The following is a 15,339-nucleotide window of genomic DNA, read 5'->3' as shown; positions in this document are numbered from 1 at the left end:
GAGCTCAGATACCAAAATCCACAGGCGAATCGGCGACGGGAATCAGTGTGATCGCGCCGTGCAGAGTTCTCTCACTGTCGGGCCACAACGAATAGGTGAGTAGGCCTGCGTTGGCCAGCCGGCGCAAACAGGTGTGCAGTTCGGCCGCGGGAATCCCGAGCGCGGCGGCAGCGCTCCGCAGCGGCAGGTCAACCCTGTGGGCGGGGTGCGGCCGCACAGGATAATACGTGGTCAGCTCCGCGAGAAGCCCGACCAGCCCATTCCTCTGCGGCACTTCACGCGCCTTGTTGACCCAGTCGAGCACCCAGTCATCAGACACCACAGATTCCACCGGATCACCCTCACTCACGATCGACCCTTGGGGCATTTCTTCTCATAGTGCATATTCCGGAACGCTTCAGCTCGATGGCTGCTCTGACTGGCGCAGCTGTCCGTTGTCACCAAAGCCAGTCGCCGTCTCATCCAACCCAGTCGAGCTGTAGCCGGTCAGGCATGGGGTGACAGGCCGTCGTCCATGGGGATGTTCTGGGCTTCCAGCGTGATGCCGGAGTTCCTGGCCTGTTCGAGGATCAGAGCGGCGAAGTCCTCCTCGACGTGCCCCGCGCCGATGGCACCCGCGACGAGCTGGGCGGTGGCGGCGGCGAGCGGCATCGGGACCTCGAGCTCGCGGGCGGCGGACAGTCCAAGGTCGAAGTCCTTGCGCAGCAGCGGCATGGTGAACGTCGGTGTGAAGTCCAGGTTGACCAGCGCGGGCGACTTGTAGCGGGAGTAGGCCGAGCCCATCACGGAGTCGTTGAGGAATTCCAGGAAGGCGGCACGGCTGACACCGCCCTTCTCCGCGAGGATGGTGATCTCGGCGAGCGACTGGGTGACGACGCCGAGGAAGACGTTGTGTGCGATCTTGACGAGACGGGCGACTTCGTCCTCGCCGACGTAGGTCACCCCGCGCCCCAGCAGTGCGAGCAACGGTCCAACCTGGTCGAACGCCTCGCGTGAGCCGGAGACCGCGACGGTCAACTTGCCTGCGGCGATCACCTTCGGGTTCCCACTCACCGGGGCGGCCAGGAAGGCGGTCCCACGTTTGGCGGCTGCTTTCCGAATCAGCGCAGACGTCTGCGTGGACACCGTGGAGCTGTCGACCAGCACCCCTGGCACGGCATCTGGCGAGGTCAGCACGCCGCCCGGGCCGGTGGTGACCGCCTCCAGGTCGGGCGAGGCGGAGACCATGGTGAAGACGACGTCCCGGTCGGCAAGACCGGCCGGCTGGTCGACGACCGCGGCTCCCCGTTCGGCCAGCGGTTCGGCCTTGGCGCGGGTCCTGTTGTAGACGGCTACGTCGTGCCCCGCGTCCAGCAGCCGGGCGGCGAGTTGGAAGCCCATGCGGCCGGTACCGATCCAGCCGATGCGCGGGTGTTGCTGGGCGACATACGGCATTTCTGTACCTCGATCCTGGAAGACGGCTTGCCCTATGCGGCTCTGCAGCTCAGCCGGCCGGACACGTGCCATTGAGGTTCCCCCGAGATGCGGAAAGAAGTGACAGCGGGTCAGATGGGACTCATGAGAGACATCTCACGTGCCTAAGAAGTCAAGCTGCGACGGTCAACACCGCTGCCGAGGAGGTGAAGGCATGCTGTTCGTCGAAGAGTTGTCCGGTCTGCAAGCAGTGGTAGAGCTGGCCGATCATGCGGTTGAACAGGTGCCGCTGGGCCTGGGCATGCCAGTCCCCGTGCTCGCGTCGTCGGCGGTAGTGCGTGTCAGCCCCAGAAGAGGCTCTCAGCGAGGAGAAGGCCCAGAGAAATCCAGCGGTGATCAGTCGGTCGTTCTTGATGAAGCGCCGTCCGACGTAGCGTTTCTTGCCCGAAGCGCGAGTGATGGGAGCCGATCCCGCGTAGGCCTTCAAAGCGCGGGCGTCAGCGAAGCGGCTGCGGTCGTCTCCGATCTCGGCGAGCACCCGGGCGGCGAGCTGTACTCCCAGGCCGGGAAAGCTGAGGAGGATCTCAGCGTCCGGGTGCCGGCGAAAATGTTCCTCCACCGCCGTCGCGAGTTCCTCGGCGGCCAGGCAGGCTGCGTGCAACTGGCGTATCAATGCCAGAAGTTGATAGCCCATGGCATCCTCGACGGCCTGCGGCTGGTGGGCGTAGTCAGCGCGGAAAATGGTTCGCAGGCGATCGGCCTCGGCGTCGATGCCCCGGGTGCGGCCCGCGCGTTTCAGTGCCGCCCGCAGTTGGGCCGGGGTGAGTCTGGCGGCCCTGGCCGGGGTCGGTGCCGAGGTCAGCACCGCGCGGGCCTCGGGGCGGGCCAGGCCGTACTGCTTGCCCAGGAAAGCGTCCAGGGCGGCAGGGAAGAACTCCCGCAGCAGCGAGCGGACCTGGTTGACCAGCTGCTGACGCGCCCAGACCGCGTCTTGCTGGGCACGGGCGAGGACAGTGATCGCCCGTGCGAGATCGGTGTCGGCGGGCAGCTGGCGGTGCGCGTGTCCATCGGTTCGCAGGATGTTCGCCAGGACCAGGGCATCGCCGGCGTCGGACTTCTTGCGCGAGACACTGTGGCGGTCGCGATAGCGGGCCGCGGCGAGGGGGTTGATCGCGTAGATCGGCCGTGTTCCGGTGTTCAGGGCGGCAACGAGCAGACCCCGCCCGGTCTCGATGGCCACGGGAATCGGTTCCTCGGCGGTGTCGCCGTACTCGGCGAGCAGGTCCAGCAGCAGCCGGTAGCCCGCCGTGTCATCCGTGATGCGGCGCTTGGCCAGCAGCTGTCCGGTGTCATCGACCAGAGCCACGTCATGGTGACTCTCGGCCCAGTCGATCCCGCAGAACACGGTCACACGGTTCTCCATTCACTTGTTGTGTGCGCAGGTGGTGAGCCTGTGCGGGCCACGCGGCGACCTAATTCCAGGACTCTTCGGTCCGCCATCTCACTAGCCGTTCGCGGCACCAGCGCACCGCAGGGGCCTCCGTCTTACGAAGAGCTCGGCGGCTCGGGAGGAAGCGAAGAGGTCGCCCTGCGACGGGCTCACACCACAACGATCTACGTACGGGAGGCCGGGTTGGGTTCCGCAGCGGCCCGAAGACACCGGGCGCCACCGTTCTCTCATAAGGCCTCGACGGGCCGGGAACCGACAGGAGTCTGCCCGGTGCCCACGCGGCCGCTACGAACCCAACCCGCTTCAACAGTCCAGCAGCTCACCCACGAGCTGATCTGGAACCGCCTACACACGAATTAGGAACATCGACCATGGCTGCCCCAGGAAATACTCGCTCGAGTTGCGTGACCGTGCAGTGCGGATGTATCGCACCGCGGACCCCAAGCCGCAGATCAAGAAGCTCGCCATCGACCTCGGTGTCCACCCCGAGGCCCTGCGCGGCTGGATCCGGCAGGCCGAGGCGGACGCCGGCGAGCGTGACGATCGGCTGACCACCGACGAGCGAGCGGAACTCGCGGCGCTGCGCAAGGAAAACGCCCAGCTCAAGCGGGCGAACGAGGTTCTGCGGACGGCGCGCCACGGCAGGTCGTGGAGGGCCCCGCCACCAGGGACAGGGCCGAGAGCAGTCATCAGCCCACGAGGCAGCGCGAGCGCGCTATGAAGGGCTTCCGCTCCAGCGGAGCGGCCCAGAGGTTCCTTGCCGCCTTCAGCCGGATCTCCAGCCACTTCCGGCCCCGACGCCATCTGATCACAGCGAGTGACTATCGCGCCGAGATGGCCGAACGGTTCCGCATCTGGAAGACCGTCACGGGAGCCCTCACGACCGCCTGACCAGGATGCCTCCGGCCCGGCCGAATCACCTTCAGCACACCTCAACTCGCCTGCCGGAACAGCAACTTGACAACACCGTCTGAGACGTTGCTGTTCCTCCGCCATCACTGCGTCCAAGCTCGCGCCGTCATCGACGGATGGACCGGAGAGCATCCGCCAGGCCGCGGCGCTCAAGTGCGTCTACATGGCGCTGATGAACCTGGACCTGACCGGCAAGGGCCGCAAGCGGTGGACCATGCGCTGGAAGGCGCCCTTGAGCGCTTTCCAGGTCGCCTTCGAGGGCCGCCTGACCCCCACCGACCACTGACCAACTCAACAACCAAGATCAGCCGTTAAATTGACACACCCGGCTCAGGCGCCGCTGGCCGTCGTAGGTGAAGCACTGGTAGTCGGGCTTGCTGGTGCCGCCGAGGGTGGAGGGGTCCTGGATGGAGGTGACGTTCCCGGCCTGGTCGTAGGCGCATCCCCCGTGAGAGCTACCGGCGCCGTCCGCTCGCGGGTGAATCGCGGATGTCGCGGTGTTCCTAGCGTGGTCGTCGGGTCGCCGCCTGGGCGGCCGACTACCAAGGGGAGGCCATGATGCACACGTCATCCACCACGCGCCACGAGGCGGGCCACGACCGGCTTGCGGACGTCTCCGGCCCGAGCGATGCCTCCGGTCCGAGCGGCGTCTCCGGTCCGAGCGGCGGCCGCCTCGGCCTGATCTGCCGCTCTTCGCTCGGCTGGATGCTGATCGGAATCGCCGGCGTCGGCGCGGTCTCGGCTGCGACCGCGACCGGCCCCGGACCGGTGCCGGTGCTGGGAGCGGCCGTTGCGGTGGCTGTCTACTGGGCGGTCATGCGCTTCGTCGCGCGACGGCCGATGCCGGAGATCGCCCGGCGCGGGGCCGTGCGGGAGGCCTTGCTCGGCGGCGGGATCGGCCTGGGCTTCATCCTCGTATCCGCCCTGGTGATCACGGCGTTCGGAGGCTACTCGTTCTCCTGGGCCGGAAACGGTTTCTTCTCCGTCGTGGCGTCCGCGGCCGCCGTGTCGGCGGGCGCGGTGGTCACGGAGGAGCTGATGTTCCGCGGCCTCGCCCTGCAAGCCCTGGAGCGGCTGTTCGGCAGCCGTGCCGCTGTCGCGATCACCGCGCTGCTCTTCGGCGCCGCGCACCTGGCCAACCCCGGTGCCACCGCGTGGAGCGCACTGGCGATCGCCCTCGAGGCGGGCGTGCTGCTCGGAGCGGCGTTCCTGTGGCGGCGCAGCATCTGGTTCGTCGCGGGTCTGCACTTCGCCTGGAACGCCACCGAGCAGCTGCTCGGCATCCCGGTCTCGGGCAACACCGCCAAGGGGCTGCTGTCCGTGCACGTCAGCGGTTCGGGCCTGCTGACCGGCGGCAGTTTCGGTCTGGAGGCGTCGATCGTTACCGTCCTCATCGGTGTGGCGCTGACGGTCCCGATGTTCGTCCTCGCTCACCGGCGGGGCGGTCTGCTGCCCTGTCAGCACGTCGCCCGCTGAGCTCTGCGCGCGGCACCGCCCCCGGCTGACCGGAACGGAACGGAGACGGAAGTGATGATGCTCAGGTGGTCTCGGAGACCACTGTTGCTGCGGAGGCCGCTCGGTTGGTTGACGGGGCGTCAGCAATCCGTCAAGGACGGCGTTCTCGCGCTGGTTCTCACCGTGCTGGCCTTCGTACCGACCCTGTCGCAGATCGGGGCGCAGATCGGCGGCCTGCCTGATCACCCGTCAAGCCCTTCGAGTATCGGGCTGACCCTGGCGCAGACCCTGCCGCTGGCGGTACGCACCCGACGGCCCGCGGCCTGCCTCGCCGTCGTCGGCTGCGCCTTCGCGGTGCATCAGGCCATGGGCTGTCCGGCGACGTTCGGGACTGTCGGGCTCTATGCGGCCCTGTACTCCGCCGGAGCCCACCAGGTCTCCTTCCGCCGCGCTCTCGCCGCCGCGGCGAGCGCGGGCTACGCCGTGCTGGCGGTCGTCCTGCACCGCCTCGGCTCACCGGAGCGGATCCCGGACTACCTTGCGTTCTCTCTGGTTCTGGCCGGGGTCTGGCTGGTGGGCAGCGGCGTACGCAGGCGTCGGGCGGAGGAGGCCGAGCGGCGGCGGCTGGCCGCCGAGGTGGCCGCGGCCGCCGAGCGCGCACGCATCGCGCGTGAACTGCACGACGTGGTGACCCACCATGTGACGGCCATGGTGGTCCAGGCCGACGCGGCGCAGTTCCTGCTCACGTCCGCGCCGGAACGCGCCGGTGACAGTCTGACAGCTGTCAGCGACACCGGTCGCCGGGCGCTCACCGAACTGCGGTACCTGCTCGGCGTGCTGGAGGCGACCGGTCAGTCCGCCTCCGCGGACCGGGCACCCACCCTGGGAAAGGTGGGGGACCTGGTCGCGCAGGCACGCATGTCGGGCCAGCCCGTCGAGTTCACCGAGCGGGGCGAGTGGCCAGCGCAGAGCGTGGACGTGGAACTGGCCGCGTATCGCGTGGTGCAGGAGGCGCTTACCAACGCGATGAAGCACGCGGTCGGGCAGCGAACACGGGTCCTGGTCCAGCACGGTGACGAGCACATCGAGATCGAGGTGGCCACCGAAGGATCCGCCCCCTCCCCGGCGTCCGCACCCGCTGCCCGAAAGGTGGGCCGTGGTGGCGGACGAGGCCTGACGGGGCTGCGTGAACGGGTGCGGATGCTCGATGGTGAACTGGTGGCCGGACCCCGGCCCGACGGCGGGTTCCGTGTCCGTGCCGTGATCCCCACCCAGCCCGCGCAGGAGTGACCCATGAGCGATGCGCCGCCGCCGATCCGCGTACTCGTCTGCGACGACCAGGCATTGGTGCGCACCGGCTATGTCACCATCTTCTCCGCCCAGCCCGACCTGGAGGTCGTCGGGGAGGCCGAGAACGGGCACGCCGCAGTCCAGGCCACGCAGCAACTACGCCCCGACGTGGTCGTGATGGACATCCGAATGCCCCTGCTGGACGGCATCGAGGCGACCCGTCGGCTGGCCGGCCCCGACGCCGTGGCACCACCGAAGGTACTGGTCGTCACCACCTTCAACGTCGACGCCTACGTCTACGACGCGTTCCGAGCCGGGGCGAGCGGCTTCCTCCTCAAGGACTCGCCCCCTGCGGAGTTGGTGGGCGGCATCCGGACGGTCGCCCGGGGCGAGGCACTGCTCGCACCGGCCGTCACCCGCCACCTCATCGGCCATTTCGCCGAACGGCTGCGCCCGGCGGACACCTCCCGGCCGGCCAGGGAGGAAGTCATGAGCGCGCTGACCGTCCGCGAACTGGAAGCGCTCCAACTGATCGCCGAGGGACTGTCGAACGCGGAGATCGCCGCGGCGATGTTCATCACGCCCGAGACGGTCAAGACCTATGTGTCGCGGATCCTGACCAAACTCGACCTGCGCGACCGCGTCCAAGCCGTCGTCCTCGCCTACCGGATCGGCCTGGTATCCGCCACGTCCTGAGCCGGCACGGCCTCAGAAGGCCGTCACGACGATCTTCTTCCCGGCGTGCAGCCCCTTTTCGAGGTGGCGGTGTGCCTCGACGACGTCGTCAAGGGAGAACACCTTGTCGTCGACGGCGGGCCGCAGTGCACCGAGGCGCACGCCCGCGTTCAGGAAGGCCGCCATACGCTTCACCACGACGGGGTCGAGGGTGTGCTCGAAGCTCCGATAGCTGAAGATCGTGAGCGGTGGGCCTCCCGGGAAGGGCGTGGGCCGCGGGTCCAGGAAGCCTGCGGCGACCAGTGTTCCGCCGGGGCGGGCCGCCTTCAGGAGATCCTGCTGGCCGGGGCCCATGACAAGGTCGAGGACGATGTCCGCGCCGGTCCCGCCGGTGTGGTGGTCGACGGCTTCGGCGATGTCCGTGTGGTCGGTGGCGACGACCGCGGCGGCGCCGGCGGCGAGCAGCTCGTCCTTCCTCGCGGTGTGCCGAGTGACGGCGATGGGCGCGGCACCGATCTGATTGGCGATCTGCATCGCCGCCCGGCCGACGGCGCCGGACGCAGCGGTGATGAGGACGTGGTCGCCGGGTCGGATCCTCGCCTTCTCGACGAGCGCGCCGTAGGCGGTGGAGTAGGCGACCCAGATCGCCGCTGCCTCCGTGATTCCGAGCCCGGCCGGCCGGGCGACGACCCGGCTTGCGGGGATCGTGGTGTATTCGGCGTAGCTGCCTCGGGCGCTCGCGTCCGGAACGGCCGTGAGGATGACCGGATCGCCGATCTTCAGCCCGGCGGTCTCGGGGCCCAGCGCGTCGAGGACGCCGGTTCCTTCGACACCGAGGCGAGCGTGCGGCAGGGGGACGGGTGCGGGCGAGGTGCCGGAACGCATCATCTGGTCGAGCGGGTTGACGGCGAACGCCTCCATCCTGACCCGGACCTCGTCGGCTGCGGGCTCGACGACGGGCTCCTCGACGACCTGCATGACCTCCGGCCCGCCGAACTCGTCGAACACAACGACTCGTGGCATGGTGACTCCTCCGCATCCGGTGCTGGTTGGTTGCTCGAGGAAGACGCTACGGAGCCGTGGGTTACCTCCTGGTACCTTCGACCTTCATGCAGAACGTGGACGGAGCAACCTCCCTCGCCGACTGCCCCACGCGTCTGGCGGTCGAAATCATCTCTGACAAATGGGCCGTGCTCGCGCTCTTCGGGCTCAGCCAGAAGCCTCGCAGGCACGGTGAGCTCGTCGACCTCATCGGCGGCGTCTCACGCAAGGTCCTTACTCAGACGCTGCGCCGACTCCAGCAGTACGGCCTGGTCGACCGCCATGCCGAAGCGCCGCGGCGGGTCGAATACAGCCTCACCGACCTCGGCCGGACCCTCATCGAGCCCATCGAGGTCCTGACGAACTGGGCGAGGGAGTACGGCGGGGACATCGCCGATTTCCAGGAGGCGGCGGAAGCCGCTCCTTCTGCTCGGGTTCGCCCGGCGGGTTGATCTCGGCGATGGGCGTCGCCCCGCCGGTGGGGCGACGTCGACGCCGTGTACGTCGACGGAGGCCTGAACCAGATCTGAGTACTGCGGCTGCACACATCCGGCGAGGCAGCAGTCCCAGCAGAAAGTGAGGCAAAGGAACCATGACCGTCATCGGCATCATCGGTGCGGGCGAGGTCGGCAGTCAGATCGCGCGTGCGACGATCGCGAAGGGCCCAGAGGTTCCTGTCCGCGTTCAGCCAGATCTCACCGCACTTCCGGCCCCGCCGCCACCGGACGACCGCCACGGCTACCGCACCGAGATGCGCCACCGCTTCGGAACCTGGAACGAGATCACCGGCACTACCGCCATGCCCACCGAGGCCTGAACCAGAGGCGGAAACCAAGCCCAGCACACCCCCGCACACCCTCAAGCAACCGCACACCAACAAGTTGACAATGCCTGTGCTGGGGCTACGTATCTGAGGGAGCCCATCTATCACCCAGCAGTTCGGTAACGGACGTATAGTTCGCGCCATGCCCGACCCCAGTCGCCCCTCCCCGCTGAGCTCACTCATCGGGGTCGATGTCGACGCGACGGCCGAGCGGGTCTATCGGGCGTTGGTCTCCGGCGGACCGGCGCTCGGGCCGGATCTCGCCGGCCTGCTGGGGATCTCGGTCGAGGGCATCGAAGCGGCGATCGGTGGGTTGCGGCAGGTGGGCCTGGTTGACGATCGGGTAGGCGGGCCGGTTTGCCCGGCCCGCCCCCCACACCACCGGACATGCGGGCCCGCATCCGGCGGTTCGTCCAGCTGATCTCAGGCGAGCTTCAGGCGGGACCACGAGCCCTTGAACGACTTGTAGCCCTGCGCATCCCAATAGGCTTTATTCATAGCGATTTCCAGTGGTTTCAGGTGGGAGGCCCGCCAGTATCGCTTGCGTTGCACTGCAACGCCTTGCTCCTGGTCTCCAAATTCGTAACCGAGCTTCTGGAGCATGGAGTTCTTGCGCTGACTGGTCTTCCACTGCACCCACTGGGCCTGCCGTAGCCTGCGGCGGGTCCAGTGATCAATCTCCTCGAAAACCCGAAGGCTGTCGGAGAGACTGAAGTAGGCCACCCAGCCGACCGAGAAACGGTTGAGTTTGTCCATCCTGTGGGCCATCGATACGCCCCACGTCCGGGAGGTGACTCGCCGAACGGTGGACTTTAGCCGTCTCACGGCCTTCCGGTCCACCCGGATCTTCACCTGCCCTTTGGCGAGGTAGTACCCGAATCCCAGGAGTGACGTCCACCAGATGGGGCACGCCTTCGACTTCTCACGATTCACCCTCAGTTTCAAGGTCTTCTCAATGAAGGCCGCCGGAGGGCGCGCGAGGTGCAGCTGTCGAACGGCATCGAGATCGTTCGGGGTCGCAGCGAGATCGGCAGCTGGCTCAATGGCCTGTTGCTGTCCGCCAAGGAGCAGTTCCGGATGTTCGCGAAACCACCGTTCGCGGTTTTCGGGATCTCCGAAACTGACACCGAACGCGAGGTCGCCGGCCGTGGTCTGCGTGAGCGGATCATCATCGAACGGACCGTGCTGGATGAGCCCACCGCGGAGAAGGACCTGGTCGCCTCCCTGGATCGGGGACAGGAGATCCGCATGGTGCAGTCGTTACCGGCGAAGCTGCTGATCGTCGACGATTCGATTGCGATCGTGCAGCTCGACGAGGGTGGGCACGCGCACTCGGAGATCGCGGTGGTGCGCGCCGGGGGGGGGGCTGCTGGACTGTCTGGTGTTCAGCTTCGAGAACCTGTGGCGGTCGGCCATGCAACTGCGGGAGGTCCCCGGCCGTAGGGTCGATCCGAACTTGGCATCGCCGAAGGATCTCGCCGACCCGGCGGACCGGGAGGTCCTGATGCTGTTGCTGGCTGGGTACACCGATGCCGCGGTCGCTGCCCGACTGGGGATCAGCCTGCGGACCATGCAGCGCAGGGTCCGCAGGCTGATGGATCTGGCCGGCACCGATTCCCGGGTGTTGCTTGGCTGGCACGCGCGGGACCGGGGCTGGCTTTGAACGCCTTCGTCCCGTCGAGCCACCGACTGCGGTGGCTCGACGGGACGAGGTGGCGCCGGGGCCTAGTTGCCCAGACCTGCCGGGATCCTCAGCATCACCGAGCTGGACCAGGCGGCGTTCGGGCCGCCCTCGCCGTAGACCATTAGCTGGTGGTGATCGTTGATGTCGAAGCTGTAGGTCGGCGTGAATCGATCACCGGCAGAGAGCGGCACCATGCCGGACAGGTCCCAGAGTCGTCCCTGCGGGTCCCACATCGCCGACACCGCGACGTCCGGGAAAAGTTCGACAGTTCCGAGGATCCACCCGTCGTCGGTGACTTTCTCGCCGGTCGCGTTGTATCCGTAGTCGGCAAGGCGGTGCATTCCGCCGGCCTTGGTCCACACGAACGCGTCGTCACCGCTGGTCCCCACGATGGTCCCGGAGGCGTTCACGTCGTTTGCCTGGGCCGAATGCTGTCCCGGAAGCGTGCCGAGATCCTGAGTAACACCTGACGTCGCATCCCAGGTGACCGCGTGCGGCACATGGCCATCGGTGTGCGAGGCACCGACGATCATTCCGGCATCGTTGATGGCGCGCGGCTGGGTTCCCGTCAGATCCGAGGACAGGTGGGCCAGCTTGCTGAACGTCCCATCCGGCGTCCGCACGAACCCGTCACTGTAGCTGTGGTTCTTGCCGTCAGACTCCTTGACGATTGCTTCGGAGAATCCGGTGACCACCCCCTTGTTATTCACGGCGGTCGCGTAGCCGCTGGAATAGGGCCGCCAATCCGGGACGCCGAGCACGGTGAGCGATCCATCCTTGGCCCATTGGGCGGGGAGAGTATGCAATGCACTGTCCGTCGCGATACCGACGGCGATCTGGCCGTCATTCAGGTCCAAAGCCGACCCGTACCTGCCCCCGGCAAGATCCAGGTTGGTGAACCCGTCGGCGGCCGTCCAGATGGTCGGCGTCATCCTGGAGTTGTACTGGCGATCCCCCGCGACTACGCCGCTCTCATTGAGAGCCGCGCCGACGAATGGCGGGGCCCACGCGACCAGATCGAGTTTGGGGACATCGACAGTGGCGATCGTGACGTCCGCCGCCCCGATGATCGTGCCGTACTCGTTGGCCACTCGGACCCGGCCGACCATGGGATCCTTGGTCAACTGCCGAGCGCTGACGATCATTGCCCCGTCGACCGGCATCGACTGGCCCGTGGCAACCGTGTACTTCGCGTCGGATTTCGGCGTAATCGTGCCGAGGCCCTTCGAGTACATCTCTTGGTGGTAGTCGAACGTGACGTTGTCTCCGGACACGGCGACTCCCGCGACCACGATGAAGTACGTACCCGGTTGTGGGTCATCGATGACGATGTGCTCGGGCGAGTCCCCGGTCGTGGTGCTCTGGTCTATCGGCCTGCCGTTGAAGTACACATAGAAGTCCAGATCGGCAGCGTCTCTGGGCGTCAGCGTCACGTCGAGCCGGGTCGTCTGACGTGGAACATAGAGCATGTTGGACGTGATTTCGCCTTGCGAGACCGTCGAGAACAAATTGCGGACATCGCCGATCTCGCCAGTTGCGACGTGGGCGGTCGCGGGGCCAAAGGTGTTCGTCCCCGTCGAGCCGACATTCGTCGGCGAGTTCATCGTCACCTTGTCGACTGTGACGGTCCCCGGATCGAACGACATGCCCTGCAGCGAAACCGTCGCTGTGTACGGGTTCTGTTCGACCGGAGACGTCCTGCGAGACTCGATCACGAACTCCCAGATGCCGGGTTTGGGTCGGTACACCGGTCGTGCGGTGGCGTTGCAGTTCGCCGGGTCGGTGTAGTTGGTGTAGCAGTGGTAACTGGCGTTGGAGTCTGCGGGCATGCCGTCGGGGTCGATGGGCAATGCGCGGACCTGGCTGCCGTCGGCGAGCCCGCCCAGGGTCATCTGCAGTGCTTCGACGCCCTTGGGAACGGGCACCAGCAGCGAGGTGGTTCCGGTTCGGTTGAGCGTGCCGGAACTGGTGACCGCGTAGTCGGGTTTGGCCAGCGGTTTGGTCGCCAGCACGGTGACGGCGACGAACTGGTCGATGCCGCCCGTCGCCGGGTCATCAATGGTCAGGATCGCGCTGTGCATGCCGGAGGTCGTCGCGGTCGCGGTGACCGTGATATCGGCTGCCTTTCCGAGCTGCAGGGGCATTGCCGCGCGGGCGCTGAACGTGCCGTCGTTGCCGATCCAACCGATCCGGTGCACGCCGTTCCCGGCGGCACCGCTGGTCCGGGTGACGCTGACCTTGTAGGTCTTCTGCGCACCGGTCACCTGGCCGCCTTCCGTTGGCAGACAACGGTTGTAGATGCCGACGCCGGTCTTCGGAGTCGCGAGCAGGCCGGACAGCGAACTACAAACGGGAGCCGACACAGTGAGCTCATTGGTGTTGATGCCAGCGCTGAGCTGCTTCCAGGCCGCGACGGTGTCGATGATGCCGGCGCCCTGCGCGACGGTCGGGACGCCGGGGATCGGGTCGGCGGTGCCGGTCAGGGCGGTCTTCAGCGCCGCCGGGCTGACCGTCAGCGAATGGGCCTTGGCGGCCGATAGCAGCAGCGCCGTTGCTCCGGCGACCTGCGGGGCCGCCATGGAGGTGCCGTTGGCCATGCCGTACCCGGCCGGCAGCGAATACCCGGCCTCGGGGACGGCTTCACCGGACAGCCACATCGGGATCGAGGAGATGGCTGCGCCGGGCGCGGACACCTGCGGTGCCAGCGCCCCGTTCTCAGCGGGGCCGCGGGAGGAGAAGCCGAAGATGCCCTGCTTGGTGGCGACCTTCGACCCGTAGCCGGCCCACCAGGTGTCGGAACTGACGGACGCGGCGACCGAGATGGCCTTGCCCGCCACGGACGGCGAGCTGACGGTGTTGGTGCCGAGGCCGTCGTTGCCGGCGGCGATGATGATCTGCACGCCGTAGTTGTCGATCAGCTTGTCGTAGAGCGCGGCGATCACGTCGGAGCCGTCGTTCAATGCGGGAAGCCCACCGATGGACAGGTTGACGACGTCGACATGGCGATTGGTGACCAGGTCGATCATGCCCTCGGTCAGTGCCGCTTGGGTGCAGCCACCGCCCCAAGTGCAGGCGCGGGCGGACACGATCTGCGCGCCCGGTGCGGCGCCGTGCATCTGACCGCCGAACATCGACGTGCCGGCGGTGATCCCCGCGACATGGGTGCCGTGCGAGGCGACCGACAACCCGATAGACACGTAGTTCGCGGTCTTGCCGACGTTGCTGCCGCCGAGCGGGGAGAGATCGACGTTTTCGCGGTACTCGACGACGAACGGGATGCGCTCGTTCTGCGGTGTTGCGGGGTCGTCGCTCCCAAGGTGGCCGACCTGGCGGTCGACCGCGAACGGGGCCATCGGTGTCTCGTCGGTGAGGTCCTGGTTGTTGTTGCCGTCGACCCAGATCCTGTGGGTGGTCGGGTCGTACAGAACCCCGTAGAAGTCCAGGGTGTCGCCGTCCCGGTTGAGGTCGCCCTCGAAGTCGCTCCCGGCCGTCGCACTCTCGTAGAACACGCCGAACTGGAACGTGCCCTGCGGGATCGTCCAGGTCTTGCCCAGGTAGCTGAACGTCGGACCCGTCTTGGTGGTGGACATCCGCACCCAGCTGCCGTCGCGGTCGGTGACCGGATCGGTCTCGGTTACCCAATCGACAATCTTGGGCTTGCCGTTGCTGGTCGTCTGTAGCGCGGGATGCTCGACGTCGACGCCGGTGTCCAGCACGCCGACGACCGTGCCGCGCCCGTCCCAGGCCGGGTTGTCCTTGACGAAGGCCTCGGCGCCGGTCTCGTTGATCGGTAGGTACGGGTTGTCGGCGGGCGTGTTCGCGCCGGGCGCGGTCGGCCCCGCGGCCTTCGTTGCCGCCGTCCTCGCACCCGCGGCGCCCAGTTCCGGGCCCGGGATCTTGTACGTCCGGTTCAGGTCGATCGCCGCGACCGACCGAAGGCCGGCCAAGGTGGTCACGCTGTCGGTCGGGACGGTCGCCCGGACGTAGCCGACCTTTCCGGTCACCGACCCGACGGTCCCGCCGGCCTTCTCCACCGCGGCGACGACGTCCGCGGTCGCGCCCTTCCGGGCCAGCATCAACACCGTGACAGACTTCTTCTTCGACGCCTGCGCCTGCTGCAGCAGCCTGGTGTCGGCGTTGCCCAGCTTCTCGGCCGCAGTATCCGACAGCGACTCGTCGGTCAGCGGCTGGAACCCGTCGGTCTTCCCCGCCCTGTAGATCGAATCCGGGTTGTCGCGCCCGGCCCGGTCGTCGAGCCCAGCAACGGGCGACCGACCCGGCCCCTGTGGCCCGTCGGGATCAGCAGGTTCGACCTTGCTCGCGCCAGCACTCTCGGAGCCAGTCGGGCTGGTCGGGTCGGCGGCTGCGGCCGCAGGCGCAATCAGCGCCGCGGCGATCAACACGGCCGACACCGTGGCAATCACACCTGTTCGTCTTCCTCGCGCCATCGTGCTCCTAACCAAGGAGTGAAACATCAACGTGCGGCCAAGCCCGCAGACACGAGAACACCTGAGCCGCCTGGCCAATCTCGCAGTTGGGTCCGGGCAGGATCAACGGACCGAGTGGGGCGGATGTCGGCCATGGCGGAATGCCGCC

At 67.5% G+C, this 15,339-nt stretch carries 15 protein-coding genes and 2 pseudogenes; 11 read left to right on the top strand and 6 right to left on the bottom strand.

Going from position 1 to position 15,339, the window contains the following annotated elements; genetic code table 11:
• Positions 1-4: 4 nt before the first annotated feature.
• From OG395_RS53510 to OG395_RS53500, 3 genes are all read right to left on the bottom strand, one after another.
• Complete coding sequence (locus OG395_RS53510) at positions 5-349, bottom strand: hypothetical protein (RefSeq protein WP_327241297.1); 345 nt, start codon at positions 347-349, stop codon at positions 5-7.
• A 137-nt stretch (positions 350-486) separates the two neighbouring features.
• Positions 487-1,506 (bottom strand): NAD(P)-dependent oxidoreductase, encoded by a 1,020-nt coding sequence (locus tag OG395_RS53505; protein ID WP_327241298.1) that lies wholly within the window; start codon positions 1,504-1,506, stop codon positions 487-489.
• 79 nt (positions 1,507-1,585) lie between these two features.
• Positions 1,586-2,836, bottom strand: a complete 1,251-nt coding sequence (locus OG395_RS53500) for an IS110 family transposase (RefSeq protein ID WP_327241299.1) — start codon at positions 2,834-2,836, stop codon at positions 1,586-1,588.
• Positions 2,837-3,284: 448 nt separating this feature from the next.
• On the opposite strand from OG395_RS53500, the gene OG395_RS53495 reads away from it, so the two are divergent.
• The 6 genes and pseudogenes from OG395_RS53495 (at position 3,285) to OG395_RS53470 (ending at position 7,216) form a co-directional block, all read left to right on the top strand.
• Positions 3,285-3,584 (top strand): transposase, encoded by a 300-nt coding sequence (locus tag OG395_RS53495; protein WP_442818498.1) that lies wholly within the window; start codon positions 3,285-3,287, stop codon positions 3,582-3,584.
• A pseudogene (locus OG395_RS53490) lies at positions 3,533-3,754 on the top strand (IS6 family transposase); the annotation flags it as partial. The gene OG395_RS53495 and the pseudogene OG395_RS53490, both read left to right, overlap by 52 nt.
• Before the next feature lie 157 nt (positions 3,755-3,911).
• Positions 3,912-4,061 (top strand): annotated as a pseudogene (locus tag OG395_RS53485) (IS256 family transposase); the annotation flags it as partial.
• A gap of 269 nt (positions 4,062-4,330) precedes the next feature.
• Positions 4,331-5,251 carry a CPBP family intramembrane glutamic endopeptidase gene (locus OG395_RS53480; RefSeq protein ID WP_327241300.1) on the top strand — a complete coding sequence of 307 codons (921 nt, stop codon included), beginning with the start codon at positions 4,331-4,333 and terminating at the stop codon, positions 5,249-5,251.
• A gap of 57 nt (positions 5,252-5,308) precedes the next feature.
• The gene (locus OG395_RS53475; protein WP_442818727.1) at positions 5,309-6,520 is read left to right on the top strand and encodes a sensor histidine kinase; all 1,212 of its coding nucleotides are present in this window, start codon (positions 5,309-5,311) and stop codon (positions 6,518-6,520) included.
• A gap of 3 nt (positions 6,521-6,523) precedes the next feature.
• Positions 6,524-7,216, top strand: coding sequence for a response regulator transcription factor (locus tag OG395_RS53470; protein WP_327241302.1), 693 nt, complete (start codon positions 6,524-6,526; stop codon positions 7,214-7,216).
• Between the two features lie 12 nt (positions 7,217-7,228).
• Here the strand turns inward: OG395_RS53470 and OG395_RS53465 are convergent, their stop codons facing one another.
• Positions 7,229-8,218, bottom strand: coding sequence for a zinc-dependent alcohol dehydrogenase family protein (locus tag OG395_RS53465; RefSeq protein WP_327241303.1), 990 nt, complete (start codon positions 8,216-8,218; stop codon positions 7,229-7,231).
• Between the two features lie 86 nt (positions 8,219-8,304).
• Here OG395_RS53465 and OG395_RS53460 point away from each other — a divergent pair, with 86 nt between their 5' ends.
• The 3 genes from OG395_RS53460 (at position 8,305) to OG395_RS53450 (ending at position 9,480) form a co-directional block, all read left to right on the top strand.
• Positions 8,305-8,688 carry a winged helix-turn-helix transcriptional regulator gene (locus tag OG395_RS53460; RefSeq protein ID WP_327241304.1) on the top strand — a complete coding sequence of 128 codons (384 nt, stop codon included), beginning with the start codon at positions 8,305-8,307 and terminating at the stop codon, positions 8,686-8,688.
• Positions 8,689-8,828: 140 nt separating this feature from the next.
• Positions 8,829-9,053 (top strand): hypothetical protein, encoded by a 225-nt coding sequence (locus tag OG395_RS53455; RefSeq protein WP_442818499.1) that lies wholly within the window; start codon positions 8,829-8,831, stop codon positions 9,051-9,053.
• Positions 9,054-9,201: 148 nt separating this feature from the next.
• On the top strand, positions 9,202-9,480 hold the full coding sequence (locus OG395_RS53450) for a hypothetical protein (protein WP_327249202.1): 279 nt from the start codon (positions 9,202-9,204) through the stop codon (positions 9,478-9,480).
• Between the two features lie 2 nt (positions 9,481-9,482).
• Here the strand turns inward: OG395_RS53450 and OG395_RS53445 are convergent, their stop codons facing one another.
• Positions 9,483-10,004, bottom strand: coding sequence for a group II intron maturase-specific domain-containing protein (locus OG395_RS53445; RefSeq protein ID WP_327241306.1), 522 nt, complete (start codon positions 10,002-10,004; stop codon positions 9,483-9,485).
• Positions 10,005-10,040: 36 nt separating this feature from the next.
• Here OG395_RS53445 and OG395_RS53440 point away from each other — a divergent pair, with 36 nt between their 5' ends.
• On the top strand, positions 10,041-10,502 hold the full coding sequence (locus OG395_RS53440) for a hypothetical protein (RefSeq protein ID WP_327241307.1): 462 nt from the start codon (positions 10,041-10,043) through the stop codon (positions 10,500-10,502).
• A 13-nt stretch (positions 10,503-10,515) separates the two neighbouring features.
• Complete coding sequence (locus OG395_RS53435; protein WP_327241308.1) at positions 10,516-10,722, top strand: helix-turn-helix domain-containing protein; 207 nt, start codon at positions 10,516-10,518, stop codon at positions 10,720-10,722.
• A 62-nt stretch (positions 10,723-10,784) separates the two neighbouring features.
• On the opposite strand, the gene OG395_RS53430 is transcribed toward OG395_RS53435, so the two are convergent.
• Entirely contained in the window at positions 10,785-15,146 is a 4,362-nt protein-coding gene (locus OG395_RS53430; RefSeq protein WP_327241309.1) for a S8 family serine peptidase, read from the bottom strand.
• Between the last annotated feature and the right edge of the window lie 193 nt (positions 15,147-15,339).

It is taken from the genome of Streptomyces sp. NBC_01320 (assembly GCF_035974375.1).
GTDB lineage: Bacteria > Actinomycetota > Actinomycetes > Streptomycetales > Streptomycetaceae > Streptomyces > Streptomyces yanii.
The sequence above is the reverse complement of the archived record's forward strand: the minus strand, read 5'-3'. Positions and strand labels throughout refer to the sequence as shown.